Source organism: Streptomyces sp. NPDC017890 (assembly GCF_044328675.1).
GTDB lineage: Bacteria > Actinomycetota > Actinomycetes > Streptomycetales > Streptomycetaceae > Streptomyces.
Genome location: NZ_JBIRHU010000024.1, coordinates 42,838 through 59,060 on the forward strand (window position 1 = coordinate 42,838; position 16,223 = coordinate 59,060).

Genomic DNA, 16,223 nt, shown 5'->3' on the forward strand with positions numbered 1-16,223 from the left:
AATACTGCTCACGGACCGCGACCCGGCCGCCCTGGAGCGCGTCCACACCTGCGCGAACACGCCCCCGGCCACCGACTCCTGCCCGCCCGGCGCACCGGGGTCGCCCCCTCGGGCATCGCCCGCGCGAGCGCCCTGGCAGTCCCGGCCGGCCTGGGCCGGGACCGCCCCGTCCGTCGCCCCACCCCGTCGACGCCGCACACCCGGAGGCGATGATCATGCCCCTGACGACCACACGCATCAGCCCCGACTGGCCCTGCCAGGTCAAGGCTCCCGGCAGCTACGACTGGGAGCGCTCGGCGGCCAAGTGGCTGCGCGAACTGGTGCCCGCCCGCTACGCCGGCTACCCGGCGCTGATCCGCCACCCGGTGCTGCTCGCCCGCCATGCGCAGATCCAGGTCCAGCACGAGATCCGGGTGGCCCGCACCGCACTGCAGACCGCCCGGGCGGATCTGCCCCGGCTCGGCCTGCCGGAGTCGGTCATCGAGCACACCGTCAAGCTGTACGCGGCGGAGGTTCTGCAGTTGCAGCACATCGCGCGCAGCGTGCGGGCGGTCACCGAGGCGCTGGTCGAGCGGGGCGCCACGGGACGCTGAACCTGCCCGCGCTACCGGGAGTTCTCCGCGTCCTCGGCACACGGGTGCCAAGACGGCGTGGCCGAGTCGCTGTGAGGGCGGGTCAGTCCACCGGATGTCCGGGGTGGATGGTGTGGGCTTCGGCGAGCCGCAGCAGCGATCCGCCGGACGTCTCGCGCCCGCCCCACTCGACCGGTTCGAGAACGTGGCCGACGTGGTCGCCCCCGACGGTCCGCTCCACGACGCGGCCGACGAACCACGCCTCGGCGTCCTCCAGGACGACCGCCCCGCCGTACCCCTCGCGCCAGCGGACCTGCCGGAACTTGTCGACCCGGTCACCGGTCTGCCCGCCGAAGACCTCGGCGGTCCCCCGCTGGTCGCGGGCGAGCAGGTGGACGGCCAGGACGTCGGCGGCCCGCGCCACCCGGAAGGTCCGGTTGACCTCGGAGAGCCACACGACGAACCGCACGGGGTCGAGGGAGCACTGCGAGGAGAAGCCGACCAGGCAGCCCGCCCGTTCCCCGTCCGCCGCGGCCGTCACCACGCACATGTCCGGGTCGAGCCGGTCGAGAAACACGTCCATGCCGTCCATGCTAGGCCCGCCCTCCGGGCGGGGTCATGCCGCGAGCAGCCGTCGCAGGGCCGTCCGCAGAGCGGTGACGAAGGAGTTCCGGCCCGCCTCGTCGAGGGCGTCCAGCGACAGGTACGGGTTGAGGTCCTCCAGCTCGACCAGGAGCAGCTCACCGCCGGGCGCGCGGCAGGCGTCGACGCGCTGGACGCCGTGGTCGATGCCGTTCCACTCGATGAACCGCCGCGCGAACGCGAGGTCTTCCGGGGTGGCGTCGTACGGCTCCAGCCGCCAGCGCCGGTCGGGGTGCGGCGCGTACAGGGCGTACTGGAAGCCGTGGTCGACGAAGTAGAAGGAGACCTCGTAGGCGAAGTCGACACGCGGCTGGAAGAGGACGTCCCCGGCGTCGTCGAGCACGGTTTCCCGCAGGCGGTCCGCGGGCACGAACCGCAGGCCCGCCGAGTCCGCGCCGAGCCTGGGCTTGACCACGTACTCGTCCGCCGGGGGCAGCCGGTGCACGTGCTCCGGCCGGTCGACCGTGGGGATGACCGGGTAGCCGGCCTCGGTCAGGTCGAGGAGGTACTGCTTGCCGGCCATGTCCGCCCGGCCCGTGAGCTGGTTGTAGACGCGGGCGCCGCGCTCGGCCGCGCGCTCGCGGAAGGCGTCGTAGGCGGCCTGATGGCCCAGCACGGGACCGCTGTTGCGTACGACGACGGCGTCGAAGTCGTCCATCAGCGCGGCGGCGTCCACGGGGTGGCACAGGGCCAGGTCGAAGTCCGCGCGCAGGCGGGAGGTCAGGAAGATGTCCTCGTCGCAGTAGCGCCGCCCGCGCGCCTCGTAGGCCAGGTCGGTGACGTACAGGATGCGGGGACGGGCGGATGCCATGCGGGACTCCTCGGTGCTGACCGGAAGCGATCGTATGCGACCGGTACGGCCAGGCGGCAGGGGCACTCAGTTCCCTCCGTACCCTGCACTGAGTGTCACAGGCGCCGATGAGCTGCTACGTTCCCCTGCATGAGCTCCAGCAGTGCGGCGCCCCGTGGCGGGGACGGGACGGATGCGGCGGGTGCCCGGCCGCCGATGCGGGAGGCGCTGGTCGCGGCCGCGTTCCGGCTGTTCCTGGAGCGGGGCTACGAGCAGACGACCGTGGACGACATCGTCGCGCTCGCCGGTGTCGGACGGCGGTCGTTCTTCCGCTACTTCCCTTCCAAGGAGGACGTGGTCTTCCCCGACCACGAGCGGTGCCTGGCCGACATGACGGCCTTCCTGGCGGCTTCACCGGGGGACGCCGACCCCGTGCGACGGGTCTGCGACGCGGCCAGGCTCGTGCTGCGCATGTACGCCGAGAACACGGCCTTCTCGGTGCAGCGTTACCACCTCACCAAAAAGGTCCCCGGGCTGCGCGCGTACGAGCTGTCGGTGGTGTGGCGCTACGAACGCGCCCTCGCCGAGTATCTGCGCGGGCGCCTGGGCGGGCGGCGGGACGGGCTCCTGCGCGCCGACGTGATCGCGGCCGCCGTGGTCGCGGCGCACAACAACGCCCTGCGGTCCTGGCTGCGTTCCGAGGGGCGGGACGACGCGGGCGCCGCGGTGGACCATGCGCTGGCGTACGCGCAGTCCACGTTCGGCGGCCTTCCCGATCCGCCGCGGGCCGGTACGGCCGAGGACGTGGTGGTCGTGGTCTCGCGGCGTGGGACGCCCCTGTGGCAGGTGGTGCGGGAGGTCGAGACCGCCCTCGCCCGCGACTGACGGCCGGCTGCCGCGGCAGCCGGCACCGAACCACAGACGCCGAATTGAGGGTACCGAGTGCCTTTACGGGTGGCACTCAGTGCCATACGCTGTGGGGCGTGCACGGTGGCACGGCGCGCCGCGCACACGCGTGCCCGGCGACCGCGCACGCGGGATTCCGGCCCGAGTGCAGGGAGTTGACCAGCGTGTACCACCACTCAGGAAACGTCGCTCGGCAGGCAGCCGGCTCCGCGACGGGCGTGCTCGACCCCAAGGCCCCCAGCGCCTCGAAGGCCCCTGATGCCCCGGACACCGAGGCCGTCTTCTTCCAGCGCTGCACCTGGTGCGGCACGGCCATGTACCACCGGGTGCTGTGCCCGGTCTGTCGCGGCAGCGACCTTCGGACGGAACGCAGCGACGGCACGGGCACGGTGCGCCACGCCACGGTGGTGCACCGCAACACCCCCGCCGCACGCAACGTGTCCCTGATCGAGATGGCCGAGGGGTTCGTGCTGCGCGGCAGGGTCATGGGGCCGCTCATCGGCATCCACAGCGGGGACCGGGTGCGGCTGTCCACGGCCAAGGACCCGGTACGGGGCCAGCCCGTCTTCCAGCTGGTCGACGAACCGTACCGGGCCTGGACCTGAGCGCCGGTCAGTTGCCCCGAGGGGGGAGGCCGTCGGCTTCCGCGCGAAGCGGCCGTTCAGGACGTGAGCGTGATCCGGATACCCAGGGTGCCGTCCACTCCCCGGCGCAGCCGGCTGCCGAACAGGGTGAGCCGGCCGACGATGCCGTACTTGCGGGCGATCAGCCGGCGGTAGCGGCCGGTGGTGGCCGGGTCGCAGATCTCCGCGGTCGCCGGGACCTGGTCGCCGGTCGGGTTGCCGCGCAGGTCGCAGGGGCCGACCAGGACGTCGGCGCGGTTGCGGACACGCTTGACCTTCCCGGAGCCGGCGGCGGTCCAGACGCCGAGCGAGTCGCCGTCCCGTACGACCCACACCGGTGTGGCGATCGGGGTGCCGTTCTTCCGGTACGTGGTGACCAGCAGGTACTTGCCGGAGCCCAGCCGGGCCAGTGACGCGTCGTCCATGGTCCGGAAGTCTAGGCGCGCCCTTGCCGGCCGGGGCCGCGCGCCCTCCCTTCACGTCAGAGCCGCCGCCATCCTCCGCACCGCCTCCGTGATCACCTCGGGCGAGGCCGCCAGGTTGAGCCGTACGTGTCCCGCCCCGCCGGTACCGAAGGGAATGCCGGAGCTGAGGGCCACCCGGCCGCGGTGGAGGAAGACGTCCGCCGGGTCGTCGCCGAGGCCCAGCGCGCGGCAGTCGAGCCAGGCCAGGTAGGTCGCCTCGCCCGGACGGTGGACGACCCCGGGGAGGTGCTCGGCCAGCAGGCCGGTGAGCAGCCGCCGGTTCTCGTCGATCCCGGCCAGCACGGCGTCCAGCCATGCGATGCCGTCGCGCAGGGCCGCGGTGTGGGCGAGTACGCCGACGTGGCTCGGTCCGTGGCCGACCTCCTCGGGCATCAGCGCCAGGTCGGCGGCGGCACCCGGTCCGGCGAGGGCGAGCGCCGCCTTGAGCCCGGCCAGGTTCCAGCCCTTGGACGCCGACATCAGCGCGAGGCCGCGCTCGGCGCCGGGCACGCTCAGGTACGGCACGAACCGCGCGCCCGAGCCGACCACCGGCGCGTGGATCTCGTCGGCGACGACCCGGACGCCGTACCGCTCGGCGAGGACGGCCACGGCGGACAGCTCGTCGGCGGTGTGCACGGTGCCGGTCGGGTTGTGCGGGCTGCACAGCAGGTAGGCGGCCCGCCCGCCGTCCGCGACGGCCCGCCGGAACGCGTCCTCCAGCGCATCGGGGGCGATCCGCAGGTCCGCGCCGAGCGGCGCCTCGACGACGCGCCGGTCCAGGTGGGTGACGAACTGGTAGAACGGCGGGTACACCGGCGGGTTCACGATCACCGGGTCGCCGGGCCCGGTGACCAGTTTGAGCATCTCGACGACGCCCAGCATCACGTCGGGGACGATCGCGGTGCGTTCCACGGCGAGGTCGTCCCAGCCCCACCGCTTGCCGGCGAAGGCGGCCAGTGCCTCGGCGTAGGCGGTGCCGACGGGGTAGCCGGTGTCACCGAGCTCCATGGCGTCGGTGACGGCGCGCACCACGGGTTCCGCGAGCGGCACGTCCATCTCGGCCACCCACAGCGGCAGTACGTCCGCGGGGTGGGTGCGCCACTTCATGCTCGTACGACGGCGCAGCCGGTCCAGGGTGAGCGCCTGCAAGGGGTTGGGGTCGCCGGGCTGATCCTGCGGGATGCTGGTCATGGGCCACAAGATAGGGGGCCGTGGTGCGTCCGGGAAACGGGGCGGCGGGGTGTGGACGGCGCCGGCGGGGCCTTCTGGGCGGACGCGGCGACGCGCCCGTCCGCCGCGTCCGCGACCGGGTCGCCGGCCCGGTGAACACGGGCGTGCCCGTCCCCGTATGGGAGGAGGGCGTTCGACGTCCGAAGGCCCCCGCGGTGACGACACCGCGCGTCCGGGTTCGGGAGCGCACGCATGAGGCACGCACGACGACGCATCGTCCGGCGAACGGCACGGCTGGCGGCCGTCGGCGGACTCCTGGTCGGGGCGACGATGGTCACCCGGGCCGTGGCGGGCGAACCCTCCGACGTGTCCGCCGCGCCGCACACGTCGGTGCGGACCACGGCCGGCACCGGCGCCGGTCTCGTGTCGCGGCTGGGCACCTCCCGTACGGCGGGCCACTGGGTCGGCTCCGACGGGCGGCCGGTCGTCGCGGTCACCGACGAGCGCACGGCCGAGCGGGTGCGGCGGGCCGGCGCCGAGGCGAAGGTCGTGCGGCACAGCATGTCCGCGCTGAAGTCGGCGGCCCGGGCGCTGCGTTCGGCGCCCCGGGTACCCGGTACGGCGTGGGCGCTCGACTACCGGTCGAACGAGGTGGTGGTACGGGGTGACAGCACCGTCTCCGGATCCGACTGGTCCCGGCTGACGGGTGTCGCGCGGGACATCGGCGAGTTCGTCCGCATGGAGCGCACCGACGGCACGTTCACGACTCGCCTGAACGGGGCGGAGCCGATCCTGTCCACGGCGGGGCGCTGCTCGGCGGGCTTCAACGTGACCGACGGCAGGAGCGACTTCGTCCTCACCGCCGGCCACTGCGGGCCGACGGGGTCCGTCTGGTTCGGCGACGACGGGGGTGACCGGCAGGTCGGCAGGACGGTCGCCGGGAGTTTCCCCGGGGACGACTTCTCCCTGGTGGAATACGCCGACGGGAAGGCGGGCGACGGCGCCGACGTGGTGGCGGTCGGTGACGGCAAGGGGGTGCGGATCACCGGTGTCGGTGAACCGGCCGTAGGGCAGCGGGTGTTCCGCAGCGGCAGCACCACCGGGCTGCGCGACGGGCGGGTGACGGCGCTCGACGCGACGGTGAACTATCCGGAGGGCACGGTCACCGGCCTCATCGAGACCGACGTGTGCGCCGAACCGGGGGACAGCGGGGGCCCGATGTTCGCCGAGGGCATCGCCCTCGGCGTGACGTCGGGCGGCAGCGGCGACTGCGACAAGGGGGGTACGACGTTCTTCCAGCCGCTGCCGGAGGCCATGGAGTCGCTCGGCGTACGGCTGATCGTTTCCCCGCGGGAGGGGGCCGGGCCGGGGGCCGCGCCCTCGTCGCCGGCCGCCACCGGCGGCGGTGGAACCGCGCCGGGCGCCGCGGCACCGGGGGCCGTGGCGCCGGTGCCGGACGTCAACGGCTCGACCCTGCTCTCCCGGCTCACCGACCGCCGGAACGTCGGCCCCGGCATGCTCGTCGTCGCGGGCAGCCTGATCGCGCTGGTGGCCACCCGGTGGATCCGCGCGGAGCAGGACCGCAAGGCCTACCGGCGGCACTACTCGACGACGTGGGGGTGAGCTGTCCGTCCGGGGCGGCGGGGGGCGTCGGGACAGCGGCCCGGCTCTCCGCGAAGCCCACCGGGCTTCAGCCCAGTGTCAGCAGCACCGTGGCCGCCGCCGCGCCGATCAGGCCCACGGCCTGTCTGCGGCCGACCCGTTCGTGGAGGAGGGCGACGCCCAGGATCACGGGCAGTGCCGGGTAGAGGGAGGCGAGGACCACGGCGACCGACAGCAGTTGCCGCTGGGCGGCCAGGAGGTACAGGACCAGGCCGAGGGCGGCACCGGCGCCGATCAGCAGTGCCTCGGCGGCCCGGCGCGGCGGCAGCCGCAGGCGCCCGGTGTGCCGTACGGCGGCGGGCAGCAACAGGAGTACGGCGGCGACGCGGCCGGCCGCCACGGGCCACAGGCCGCTGTCGGGGCCGGCCTGTCCGAGGGCGAGGTACTGGACGGCGACGCCCGCGCTGGCGAGCAGTCCGTCGGTGACGGCGTGGCCCGGTCCGGTGCCGCCGCCGGAGACGAGCCAGAGCGCGGGCACGGTGACGGCGATCCCCGCCCAGGCGACGACACCGGGGCGGTCTCCGAGGACGAGTACGCCGCACAGGACGGAGAGCGCGACACCTGTGACGGCGCTCACGGGCACCACCACGCTCATCGCGCCGCGGCTCAGGCCCCGGTTGAGGAAGTGCATGGCGACGCCGCTGCCCACGCCGGACAGGGCGCCCCACAGCAGGTCCGGGGGGCGGACGCCGGGTGCGGTCACGAGGAGGGCGGCGACGCAGGCGAGCGCGAGCCCGCCGACCTGGCCGAGGAAGGTGACGGCGGCGAAGTGGACGCGCCGGGACAGGAGGCCGCCGGTGAAGTCGACGACGCCATAGCAGACGGCCGAGGCCAGTGCGAGGAGGGCACCCATCCGGTGTGGGTGCCCGGGGACCGGGGCTCCGATGCGCCGAGGAGCCTCAGGTCCCGGTCAGGCGGCCTTCACAGGCTCCGGGGGCGCGGTGGCCCACTCCATGACGAGCCTCTGGTACTCCGCGCGTTGCTCGACGCTCAGTGTCCCGCCCGACCGGAGCCACAGGGCCCGGATCTCCTCGTTGACCTCGGCAGCCGATCGCTCGGAGGAGGGTTCAACAGTGGTGGACATGCTGTGAAGCATACGGCGCCCGGCGTGAAGACGATGTGAGCAATGGCAGGCCAACCGGACATAACGGACCGTGTTGCTGATCACGTCGATCTTCTCATCTGTCAAGGCCTACCAGCGAGTTCGTTCACGCCATCTGTGTTCTGGCGCACACGGTCCGCCTCTTCACATCCGCGCCGCTCCCAGTACGAGCACCTGGATCGCCAACACCGCGGCACCGCGCGCCCAGTCGTGGAAGTCGGACACCCTGGTCTCCAGGCCGACCGGCGCGGCCCGCGGGTGCCGGTTGTCGCGGATGGTGTTCTCCACCACCTTCCCGGCCACGTCCATCAGGCCCACCCCCTCCCCCGCGAGAAGGATCTTCTGCGGCATCACGAAGTTGGCGATCTGCGCCACCAGGGTGCCCAGGGCCCGTCCGGCCTCCTCGACGACCCGGGCGGGCATGGGCTCCCCGGCGGCGGCGGACGCGAGGATCTCCTCGTAGTCCAGGTCGCGGCCGGTGGCGGCCCGGACCTGGTAGCGGATGCTGGGGATGGTCAGCAGCGACACGGCGCTGCCGCGCCGGCCGTCGGGGGTGAGCGGACCGTACGGGTCGAGGATCCAGTGGCGGCCGAAGCCGCGGTCCTCGTCCCCCGGGTACGGCACCCGCTTGCCGCCGAGCACGAGCCCGTACCCGACGCCGGCGCCGATGGTGAGGACGACGAACCGGTCCAGGCCGCGCCCCGCCCCGAACCAGGTCTCGGCCTCCACGAAGGCGGCGGTGTCGTTCTCCACGACGACCGGCAGTCCGGTGCGCTCCTCGACGAGTCCGGCCAGCCGGACTCCCCGCCACCCCAGGAAGGGGGACTCGACGACCACGGCCCGGCCCTCGACGAGCCCGCCGACGCCGATGCCGATGCCGGCGATCCGGGGGCGGCCGCGGGAGAGTTCCCCGGTCATCGCGGCCAGGACGTCGGCGACCTCATCGGGGTCGTGCGTGGTGAGCGCGCGGTCGTGACGGGCGACGATCTCGCTCCTGAGGGTGGTGACGACGCCGTACACCATGTCACCGGTGATCTTGAAGCCGAGGAAGTACCGGGAGTCGGTGACCACGTCGAGCGGCTGTGACGGTCGACCCAGGCGCACTCCGGCCGGCGCGCCCGCCTCGGGGACCTCGACCAGCAGCCGCGACTCGATGAGCGGCTTGGTCAGCCGGGTGAGACTGCCCGGCGAGAGGCCGAGCCGCCGGGCGATCTCGGTACGGGACAGCGGTCCGTGTACGAGTACCTCGATCGCCACGGAGCGTTCTCCTGGGCTCAACGGAAGCCAGCTCTCGGCACTTGTGGGCATGCGATCGAGCCCCACTTTCTTCCGGACCGGAAACAAGAAAGCGATACTAGGCAACTTTACCTTCGGAAACGATGTTCGCGCGAACCCTTGACGCGTTCATTATTCCGGTCCAAAAGTAAATGGACCGAGCCGCCGCATGCGAGGGAGTCCGCCGATGACCGTCGCCTCCAGCAGCCCAGCCGGGAAGCGGGGGGACGGACGTCTCGCCGCGGTGTTCGTCGCCCCGGCGTTCCTGGGTTTCGTGGTCTTCCTGCTCTGGCCGACGCTGCGCGGGATCTACCTGAGCTTCACCCGCTTCAACCTCCTGACCCCGGCCCGTTGGGTGGGCCTGGACAACTACGTGCGGATGGTCAACGACCCCATCTTCTGGGAGTCGCTGCGGGTCACGGTCGTCTACGTGGTCATCAACATCGGCGTGCAGACGGTCTCGGCCTTGGCCGTCGCCGTGCTCCTCCAGCGGCTGACCCGGTCGTCACTGCTGCGCGGGATCGTGCTCACGCCGTACCTGATGTCCAACGTCGTGGCCGGCATCGTCTGGCTGTGGATGCTGGACACCCAGCTCGGCATCGGCAACGAGATCGTCGCCGGGCTGGGCCTCGACCGCATCCCGTTCCTCGCCGACGAGACCTGGGCGGTCCCGACCATCGCGCTGATCAACGTGTGGCGGCACGTCGGCTACACCGCGCTGCTGCTGTTCGCGGGGCTCCAGGCCATCCCGGGCGACATGTACGAGGCCGCCGAGGTGGACGGCGCGAGCGAGTGGCGGACGTTCTGGCGGATCACGATGCCGCTGCTGCGGCCGGTCCTCGCGGTCGTCCTCATCATGACGGTGATCGGCTCGTTCCAGGTCTTCGACACGGTCGCCGTGACCACCGCGGGCGGACCGGCGAACGCCACCAACGTGCTCCAGTTCTACATCTACGGCGCCGCCTTCGGCCGCTTCCAGTTCGGGTACGCCTCGGCGATGTCGGTCGCCCTGCTGGTCGTGCTGAGCGCCATCACCTTCGTCCAGTACCGGCTCACCCGGGCCGGCCGGACCGACCTCGGCTGACGGAGAGGAGAACGAGATGTCCGACACGACCTCCACGGCCGGCACGGCCGGTCCACTCCCCGTGGCCGGCACGACGACGGCACGGCGCGGCAGGCGCCGGCGGCTCTCCCCGGGGCGGATCGTGGCCTGGGCGGTGATGGCCGCGATCGTGCTCATCACCCTGCTGCCCTTCTACTGGATCCTGCGCACCGCGCTGTCCACCAACACCGGGCTGGCCGGCCACCCGGCGCACCCGCTGCCGGTCGACCCGACCACCAGTGGCTTCGAGCGGGCGCTCGGCCTGCAGTCCGCCGAGGAGGCGATCGCGCAGGGCGGCGCGGGCAGCGGGCTCCGGTTCTGGCGGTACCTGCTCAATTCGGTGTTCGTCTCCACCCTGATCACCTTCTGCCAGATCCTCTTCTCCGCCATGGCCGCGTACGCCTTCGCCCGGCTGCGCTGGCGGGGCCGGGACACCGTGTTCGCCCTGTTCCTGGCCGGGCTGATGGTGCCGGCCATCTTCACCCTGCTGCCGAACTTCGTCCTCATCAAGGAGCTCGGGCTGGTGGACTCCCTGCTGGGCATCGCCCTGCCGACGATGTTCATGACCCCGTTCGCGGTGTTCTTCCTGCGGCAGTTCTTCATGAACATCCCCCTGGAGGTGGAGGAAGCGGCCCTGCTGGACGGGGCCGGAAAGGTGCGGGTCTTCTTCCGGGTGCTGCTGCCGATGTCGGCGACGCCCGTCCTGACGCTGGCCGTACTCACGTACATCACCTCCTGGAACGACTACTTCTGGCCGCTGATGGTCTCCTACAGCGACAGCTCTCGCGTACTCACCGTGGCGCTGGCCGTCTTCCGCGCGCAGACCCCGACGACCGGCACCGACTGGTCCGGCCTGATGGCGGCCACTCTCATCGCGGCACTGCCGATGCTGCTGCTCTTCGGTGTCTTCGCGCGCCGCATCGTCAGCACCATCAGCTTCACCGGCATCAAGTGAGGGGACGGACATGCGATTTCGTACGGTGGCCGCTCTGACCGGGGCGCTGGCGCTGTCCCTGGTGAGCGGCTGCGCCCAGGGCGGCGGCGCCGGATCGTCCGCGGACACGGTGACGTACTGGCTCTGGGACACCAACCAGCTGCCCGCGTACCAGGCGTGCGCGAAGGGCTTCGAGAAGCGGAACCCCGGCCTGGACGTGAAGATCTCCCAGATGGGCTGGGACGACTACTGGACCAAGCTCACCGCGAGTTTCATCGCGGGCACCCAGCCCGACGTGTTCACCGACCACATCCAGAAGTTCGGCCAGTTCGCCGACCTGGAGGTGCTGGAGCCGCTCGACGACCTGGGCATCGAGGACGCCGCCTACCAGCCCGGTCTGGCCGCCGGCTGGCTGGGCGAGGACGGCCACCGCTACGGCACCCCGAAGGACTGGGACACCGTCGCGCTCTTCTACAACGAGAAGATGGCGCAGGACGCCGGGCTGAGCGCCGAGGAGCTGAACGGCCTCGCCTGGAACCCGGAGGACGGCGGCACCTTCGAGAAGGCGATCGCGCACCTGACCGTGGACGAGAAGGGCCGGCGGGGCGACCAGCCCGGCTTCGACAAGGACAACGTCAGGGTCTACGGCCTGGCCACCAACGGCGGCGGTGACGGTGACGGCCAGACCACCTGGAGCAACCTCGCCGCGTCCGCCGGCTGGAGCTACACCGACAAGGAGCGGTGGGGCACCCAGTACCGGTACGACGACGACACGTTCCAGTCGGTCGTCGAGTGGTACTTCGGGCTGGCCGACAAGGGCTACATGGCCCCCTTCACCGACTACTCGGTGTCCAACCAGGCCAACGCCCAGGTGGCCGCGGGCCGGGCGGCCGCCGCCTTCGACGGAGCGTGGATGCTCTCGACGTACGCCGGTTTCGAGGGCGTGGACTTCGCCACCGCCGTCACTCCCGCCGGCCCGACCGGCAAGCGGGCCACGATGATGAACGGTCTCGCGGATTCCGTCACCAAGGACGCCCGCAACAAGCCCGGCGCCCTGAAATGGGTGAAGTACCTGGCGTCCGAGGAGTGCCAGCGGACCGTGGGCGGCTACGGCATCGTCTTCCCGGCCACGCCCGACGGCACCGAGGCGGCCGTCGCGGCCTACGCGAAGAAGGGCATCGACGTGACGGCCTTCACCCGGCCGGTCGGCGACAGGAAGGGCTTCCGGACCTTCTCCTACCCCGTCACCAACTACGCCGCGGACGTGCAGGCCCTCATGCGCCCCGCCATGCAGGACGTCTACGGCGGCGGGAAACCGGCGAGCAGTCTCGACGAGACCAACGACCAGATCAACCTGATCCTCGACCAGTGAAGGGCACATCACCCATGACGTTCTCCCTCGGCATCGTAGGTGCCGGTCAGTTCTCCGGCCAGTTCGCCAGGCTGTTCATGGCCCACCCGGGTGTGAGCGACGTGTACGTCACCGACCTGCTGCCGGAACGGGCCGAACAGCTCACCGCCGCCGAAGGCCTCACCGGCACCTTCCCGACCTATGAGGCGATGCTGGAGTCCCAGGCGGTCGACGCCGTCGCGATCTTCACGCAGCGCTGGACCCACGGCCCGCTGGTGCTCCAGGGGCTGGGCGCGGGCAAGCACGTGTACTCGGCGGTCCCCATGGCGATCACCACGCAGGAGATCGCGGAGATCATCGACGCGGTCAAGGCGACCGGGCTGACGTACATGATGGGCGAGACGAGCCAGTACAACCCGGCGACCGTGCACGCCCGCAACCGGATCGCCGAGGGCGCCTTCGGACGGCTCTTCTACGCCGAGGGCGACTACGTCCACGACATGGACCTGGGCTTCTACGAGGCGTACCGGTACAGCGGCGGCGAGGGGTGGAAGGCCACCGCCAGCTATCCGCCGCTGCTGTATCCCACCCACTCGGTGGGCGGGGTGCTGGGCGCCTGGCAGACGCACGCGGTCAGCGTCTCGGCGCTCGGGGTGGTGGACGAGCGCGGGGACGGGGTCTTCGACCGGTCGGTCAGCCAGTTCGACAACGACGTCTCCAACGCGACGGCGCTGTTCGAGGTGGCCGGCGGCGGATCGTTCCGTACGAACGAGTTCCGCCGGGTCGGCTATCCGTCGCACATCCGGGAGTCCCGTTTCCGGTTCTTCGGAACCGAGGCGAGTATGGAGCAGCTCGCCACGGTGGCGCTGTGGCAGGACAAGAACGGGGTGGAGGACATCAGCGAGCTGCTGGAGCCCAAGCCCACCACCTCCCCCGACGACCCGTCCCTCCAGCACGTCGCGCCCACGCTGCGGGCCGCCTTCACCTCCGGTTCGGCGCCGGTGCACGACCGGGCGCGGCTGCCCCGGGTGTTCGACCGGATGAGCAACGGGCACGAGGGCAGCCACCACTTCCTGGCGGACGACTTCGTGACCGCGGTCAACTCCCGGACCCTGCCGTCCGTGAACGCGTGGGTCGCCGCCCGCTACACCCTGCCGGGTATCGTCGCGCACGAGTCCGCGCGGCAGGGCGGGGCCAGGCTGGAGATCCCGGACTTCGGGGACGCGCCGGTGCTGTGACGCGGCCGCGCGAGCCGGGTGCCCGCTTTCCGCAGGTGCCCGGCCCGTCGGCCGACCGTCAGTCCTTGTCGTCCCCCTCCCGGACCGCCTGCCGGAACCCGGTGTTGACCGCGGTCAGCCCGCCGTCGACGACCAGCGTGGTGCCGGTGATCCAGGACGCGTCGCGTGAGGCGAGGAAGGCGACGGCCGCCGCGATGTCCTCCGGTTCACCGACCCGCCCCAGCGGGTACAGCCGCCGGACCGCCGCCAGTTCCTCGTCCCGGCCCGCCCAGGCCGTGGTGCGCACGGTGCCCGGCGCCACGAGATTGACGCGGACACCGCGCGCGGCGGCGTGTCCGGCGAGGGTGCGGGTGAGGGACGCGAGGCCCGCCTTGGCCGCGCTGTAGGCGTGGTTGCCGAAGTCCTGGACGCCGTTGACCGAGCCGATGCCCACGATCGCGCCGCGCCCCGAGGCCGCGAGGTGGGGCAGCGCGGCGCGGCAGCATCGGTAGGCGCCGGTGAGGGTGACGTCGAGGTCGCGGGCCCAGCCCTCGTCCGGTTCGTCCTCGAAGAGCGGGGCGTCGGGTGAGCAGGCGTAGGCGTTGTTGACCAGCACGTCGAGGGCGCCGAAGGTGTTCGCGGCGTGGGCGACGGCCGCCTCGACGGACGTCCGGTCGGCCACGTCGCAGGCGAACGCCTCGGCGAGGAGCCCCTGTTCCGTCAGCTCCCCCGCCGTCCGCCGCGCGGCGGCGAGGTCCACGTCGGTCAGCAACACCCGCGCCCCCTCGGCGGCGAACCGGCGTGCGGTGGCCGCGCCGATGCCCCGGGCCGCGCCCGTGATCAGAACTCCGTGGTCGGTGAAACGCCCTGTGTCCGTCATGGCCCGACGGTACTGCCGCGACGATCACTCGGGCAGGTAGCGTGCCTCCATGTCCGCGTTCCTGCAGCAACTCCCCGCGCTCATAGGTGTCGTCATCGGTGCCCTCGGTTCGTATCTGGCCGTGGTCCGCAGTGACCGGGCCCGGTTCGGCCGTGAGACCGCGGCCCGTTGGGAGGAGCGCAGGCTCGCGGTCTACGCCGACTACGCGCGGACCCTCAAGGCCTCCGTCACGCTGGCCTACCGGATCGCCGCCCACCTCGGCAACGACCCGCACCCGCACCCGCTGCCGCCGCAGGAGGCCGCGCCGGCCCAGGCGGAAGCCACCCTGGCCCGGGACCCCGCCGGGGAGGCACTGATCCTGCTGGGCAGCACGGAGGTGGTGGAGAAGGCCCGGGCCTGGGTCCTGACCGTGCTGGAGATGGAGCGCTTCCTGCGCGAGGAAACGCATGACCCGGACGCCTGGCAGGCCCTGCTGGAGCGGCAGCGCGCAGGACGTGAGGGCTACTACACGGCCGTACGGGAGGACTTGGCGCTGCCCCCGGGCCACGCGGCCCGCTGGCCGCTGCCGCCCGTCAGCGGTACCCGGTGACGTCCGCCGGCTTGTCCGCGTCCTGTACCTCGACGACGTAGCGCCAGGCGTCCGGCCGGCTGCCGTCGAGGTCCGTGAAGCCGTACTCCCGGGCGAGGCCGCCGCTGGAGAAGGACCGGCCGTTGAGGCGCGCCACGTCCGGGTCGGCGGCGAGGGCGGTGACCGCGCGGCCGACGTAGCGGGGCGTCTCGGAGATGGCGAAGTGCGGGACGCGGTCCAGGGCGTCGCGCCAGTTCTCCTCGCGTACGCCGAAGTGGTCGAGCATGATCTCCGAGCGGAGCCAGCCCGGGGTCAATGCGACGGCCGTGGCGCCGCGCGGCCCGAGTTCGTGGCCGAGGGCGAAGGCCATGCGCAGGACGGATGCCTTGGCCAGGTCGTAGAAGAACGAGTTGCGGTAGTGGTCGCGGTTGTAGTCGTCGGTGCCGTCGGTGACCTCGACGACCAGTCCGCCGGGGCGGCGCAGCAGCAGCGGCAGGGCGTGGTGACTGGTGATGGCGTGGGTCTCGACCGCGAGCCGCAGCAGCCTGAGCCCGTTGTCCAGATCGTGCTCCCAGACGGGACTGTCCCACGCGAAGAGGTTCTCGCCGCCCCAGATGTCGTTGACCAGGACATCGAGGCGGGCCTGTTCGCCGGCGATGCGGTCGACGAGCGTGGCGACCTGCGCCGGGTCGAGGTGGTCGGCGGGTACGGCGATGCCGCGCCCGCCGGCCTCGGTGACGAGGTCGGCGGTGTCCTCGATGGTCTCGGGGCGGTCGTACTCCGAGCGCCGGGCGCGGGTGCTGCGGCCGGTGACGTAGACGGTGGCGCCGGCGGCGCCCAGTTCGACGGCGATGCCGCGTCCGGCGCCCCGGGTCGCCCCGGCGACCAATGCGACCCTGCCTGCCAGCGGTTTCCCCGGTGACTTTTGCGGTGACCCTGCCATGTCCGGCTCCCGTTCCTCTCCC

The 16,223-nt window shown here is 72.3% G+C and carries 18 protein-coding genes; 9 read left to right on the plus strand and 9 right to left on the minus strand.

Annotation, left to right across the window (positions count from 1 at the left end; translation table 11 throughout):
* Positions 1-209 precede the first annotated feature (209 nt).
* Positions 210-593, plus strand: a complete 384-nt coding sequence (locus tag ACH4F2_RS28185) for a hypothetical protein (RefSeq protein ID WP_398135556.1) — start codon at positions 210-212, stop codon at positions 591-593.
* 82 nt (positions 594-675) lie between these two features.
* Here ACH4F2_RS28185 and ACH4F2_RS28190 read toward each other — a convergent pair whose 3' ends face one another.
* Both ACH4F2_RS28190 and ACH4F2_RS28195 read right to left on the minus strand, forming a co-directional pair.
* Complete coding sequence (locus ACH4F2_RS28190; protein ID WP_398135557.1) at positions 676-1,164, minus strand: flavin reductase family protein; 489 nt, start codon at positions 1,162-1,164, stop codon at positions 676-678.
* 24 nt (positions 1,165-1,188) lie between these two features.
* A complete protein-coding gene (locus tag ACH4F2_RS28195; protein ID WP_398135558.1) occupies positions 1,189-2,025 on the minus strand; it encodes a hypothetical protein in 837 nt (278 codons plus the stop codon).
* Between the two features lie 129 nt (positions 2,026-2,154).
* Here ACH4F2_RS28195 and ACH4F2_RS28200 point away from each other — a divergent pair, with 129 nt between their 5' ends.
* Both ACH4F2_RS28200 and ACH4F2_RS28205 read left to right on the plus strand, forming a co-directional pair.
* On the plus strand, positions 2,155-2,889 hold the full coding sequence (locus ACH4F2_RS28200; RefSeq protein ID WP_398135559.1) for a TetR family transcriptional regulator: 735 nt from the start codon (positions 2,155-2,157) through the stop codon (positions 2,887-2,889).
* A 185-nt stretch (positions 2,890-3,074) separates the two neighbouring features.
* Positions 3,075-3,515 carry a Zn-ribbon domain-containing OB-fold protein gene (locus tag ACH4F2_RS28205; RefSeq protein ID WP_398135560.1) on the plus strand — a complete coding sequence of 147 codons (441 nt, stop codon included), beginning with the start codon at positions 3,075-3,077 and terminating at the stop codon, positions 3,513-3,515.
* 56 nt (positions 3,516-3,571) lie between these two features.
* On the opposite strand, the gene ACH4F2_RS28210 is transcribed toward ACH4F2_RS28205, so the two are convergent.
* Together ACH4F2_RS28210 and ACH4F2_RS28215 are read right to left on the minus strand one after the other, a co-directional pair.
* Positions 3,572-3,958 (minus strand): PPOX class F420-dependent oxidoreductase, encoded by a 387-nt coding sequence (locus ACH4F2_RS28210; protein WP_398135561.1) that lies wholly within the window; start codon positions 3,956-3,958, stop codon positions 3,572-3,574.
* 51 nt (positions 3,959-4,009) lie between these two features.
* Positions 4,010-5,188 carry a MalY/PatB family protein gene (locus tag ACH4F2_RS28215; RefSeq protein WP_398135562.1) on the minus strand — a complete coding sequence of 393 codons (1,179 nt, stop codon included), beginning with the start codon at positions 5,186-5,188 and terminating at the stop codon, positions 4,010-4,012.
* Positions 5,189-5,419: 231 nt separating this feature from the next.
* Here ACH4F2_RS28215 and ACH4F2_RS28220 point away from each other — a divergent pair, with 231 nt between their 5' ends.
* Positions 5,420-6,790, plus strand: a complete 1,371-nt coding sequence (locus ACH4F2_RS28220) for a S1 family peptidase (protein ID WP_398135563.1) — start codon at positions 5,420-5,422, stop codon at positions 6,788-6,790.
* Between the two features lie 67 nt (positions 6,791-6,857).
* Here ACH4F2_RS28220 and ACH4F2_RS28225 read toward each other — a convergent pair whose 3' ends face one another.
* The 3 genes from ACH4F2_RS28225 to ACH4F2_RS28235 form a co-directional block, all read right to left on the minus strand.
* Positions 6,858-7,682 carry an EamA family transporter gene (locus ACH4F2_RS28225; protein ID WP_398135564.1) on the minus strand — a complete coding sequence of 275 codons (825 nt, stop codon included), beginning with the start codon at positions 7,680-7,682 and terminating at the stop codon, positions 6,858-6,860.
* A 57-nt stretch (positions 7,683-7,739) separates the two neighbouring features.
* On the minus strand, positions 7,740-7,925 hold the full coding sequence (locus ACH4F2_RS28230) for a hypothetical protein (protein WP_398135641.1): 186 nt from the start codon (positions 7,923-7,925) through the stop codon (positions 7,740-7,742).
* 150 nt (positions 7,926-8,075) lie between these two features.
* Positions 8,076-9,239 (minus strand): ROK family protein, encoded by a 1,164-nt coding sequence (locus ACH4F2_RS28235; protein WP_398135565.1) that lies wholly within the window; start codon positions 9,237-9,239, stop codon positions 8,076-8,078.
* A gap of 154 nt (positions 9,240-9,393) precedes the next feature.
* Here ACH4F2_RS28235 and ACH4F2_RS28240 point away from each other — a divergent pair, with 154 nt between their 5' ends.
* The 4 genes from ACH4F2_RS28240 to ACH4F2_RS28255 are packed head-to-tail and all read left to right on the plus strand — an operon-like array spanning position 9,394 to position 13,831.
* Positions 9,394-10,290 (plus strand): carbohydrate ABC transporter permease, encoded by an 897-nt coding sequence (locus ACH4F2_RS28240; protein ID WP_398135566.1) that lies wholly within the window; start codon positions 9,394-9,396, stop codon positions 10,288-10,290.
* Positions 10,291-10,306: 16 nt separating this feature from the next.
* Entirely contained in the window at positions 10,307-11,263 is a 957-nt protein-coding gene (locus ACH4F2_RS28245; protein ID WP_398135567.1) for a carbohydrate ABC transporter permease, read from the plus strand.
* 10 nt (positions 11,264-11,273) lie between these two features.
* Positions 11,274-12,614: an ABC transporter substrate-binding protein gene (locus ACH4F2_RS28250; RefSeq protein ID WP_398135568.1), complete on the plus strand. Its 1,341-nt coding sequence runs from the start codon at positions 11,274-11,276 to the stop codon at positions 12,612-12,614.
* A 14-nt stretch (positions 12,615-12,628) separates the two neighbouring features.
* Positions 12,629-13,831: a Gfo/Idh/MocA family protein gene (locus ACH4F2_RS28255; RefSeq protein ID WP_398135569.1), complete on the plus strand. Its 1,203-nt coding sequence runs from the start codon at positions 12,629-12,631 to the stop codon at positions 13,829-13,831.
* 58 nt (positions 13,832-13,889) lie between these two features.
* On the opposite strand, the gene ACH4F2_RS28260 is transcribed toward ACH4F2_RS28255, so the two are convergent.
* On the minus strand, positions 13,890-14,690 hold the full coding sequence (locus ACH4F2_RS28260) for an SDR family NAD(P)-dependent oxidoreductase (RefSeq protein ID WP_398135570.1): 801 nt from the start codon (positions 14,688-14,690) through the stop codon (positions 13,890-13,892).
* Positions 14,691-14,739: 49 nt separating this feature from the next.
* Between ACH4F2_RS28260 and ACH4F2_RS28265 the strand changes: the two genes are divergently transcribed.
* Positions 14,740-15,279 (plus strand): hypothetical protein, encoded by a 540-nt coding sequence (locus tag ACH4F2_RS28265; RefSeq protein WP_398135571.1) that lies wholly within the window; start codon positions 14,740-14,742, stop codon positions 15,277-15,279.
* Here ACH4F2_RS28265 and ACH4F2_RS28270 read toward each other — a convergent pair.
* Complete coding sequence (locus tag ACH4F2_RS28270; RefSeq protein ID WP_398135572.1) at positions 15,263-16,201, minus strand: SDR family oxidoreductase; 939 nt, start codon at positions 16,199-16,201, stop codon at positions 15,263-15,265. The genes ACH4F2_RS28265 and ACH4F2_RS28270 overlap by 17 nt on opposite strands.
* Positions 16,202-16,223: the final 22 nt, after the last annotated feature.

Coding starts and splice junctions, on each gene's coding strand:
- ACH4F2_RS28185 (WP_398135556.1), top strand. CDS start 210: ATGATCATGCCCCTGACGACCACACGCATCAGCCCCGACTGGCCCTGC.
- ACH4F2_RS28190 (WP_398135557.1), bottom strand. CDS start 1,164: ATGGACGGCATGGACGTGTTTCTCGACCGGCTCGACCCGGACATGTGC.
- ACH4F2_RS28195 (WP_398135558.1), bottom strand. CDS start 2,025: ATGGCATCCGCCCGTCCCCGCATCCTGTACGTCACCGACCTGGCCTAC.
- ACH4F2_RS28200 (WP_398135559.1), top strand. CDS start 2,155: ATGAGCTCCAGCAGTGCGGCGCCCCGTGGCGGGGACGGGACGGATGCG.
- ACH4F2_RS28210 (WP_398135561.1), bottom strand. CDS start 3,958: ATGGACGACGCGTCACTGGCCCGGCTGGGCTCCGGCAAGTACCTGCTG.
- ACH4F2_RS28215 (WP_398135562.1), bottom strand. CDS start 5,188: ATGACCAGCATCCCGCAGGATCAGCCCGGCGACCCCAACCCCTTGCAG.
- ACH4F2_RS28220 (WP_398135563.1), top strand. CDS start 5,420: ATGAGGCACGCACGACGACGCATCGTCCGGCGAACGGCACGGCTGGCG.
- ACH4F2_RS28225 (WP_398135564.1), bottom strand. CDS start 7,682: ATGGGTGCCCTCCTCGCACTGGCCTCGGCCGTCTGCTATGGCGTCGTC.
- ACH4F2_RS28230 (WP_398135641.1), bottom strand. CDS start 7,925: ATGCTTCACAGCATGTCCACCACTGTTGAACCCTCCTCCGAGCGATCG.
- ACH4F2_RS28235 (WP_398135565.1), bottom strand. CDS start 9,239: ATGCCCACAAGTGCCGAGAGCTGGCTTCCGTTGAGCCCAGGAGAACGC.
- ACH4F2_RS28240 (WP_398135566.1), top strand. CDS start 9,394: ATGACCGTCGCCTCCAGCAGCCCAGCCGGGAAGCGGGGGGACGGACGT.
- ACH4F2_RS28245 (WP_398135567.1), top strand. CDS start 10,307: ATGTCCGACACGACCTCCACGGCCGGCACGGCCGGTCCACTCCCCGTG.
- ACH4F2_RS28250 (WP_398135568.1), top strand. CDS start 11,274: ATGCGATTTCGTACGGTGGCCGCTCTGACCGGGGCGCTGGCGCTGTCC.
- ACH4F2_RS28255 (WP_398135569.1), top strand. CDS start 12,629: ATGACGTTCTCCCTCGGCATCGTAGGTGCCGGTCAGTTCTCCGGCCAG.
- ACH4F2_RS28260 (WP_398135570.1), bottom strand. CDS start 14,690: ATGACGGACACAGGGCGTTTCACCGACCACGGAGTTCTGATCACGGGC.
- ACH4F2_RS28265 (WP_398135571.1), top strand. CDS start 14,740: ATGTCCGCGTTCCTGCAGCAACTCCCCGCGCTCATAGGTGTCGTCATC.
- ACH4F2_RS28270 (WP_398135572.1), bottom strand. CDS start 16,201: ATGGCAGGGTCACCGCAAAAGTCACCGGGGAAACCGCTGGCAGGCAGG.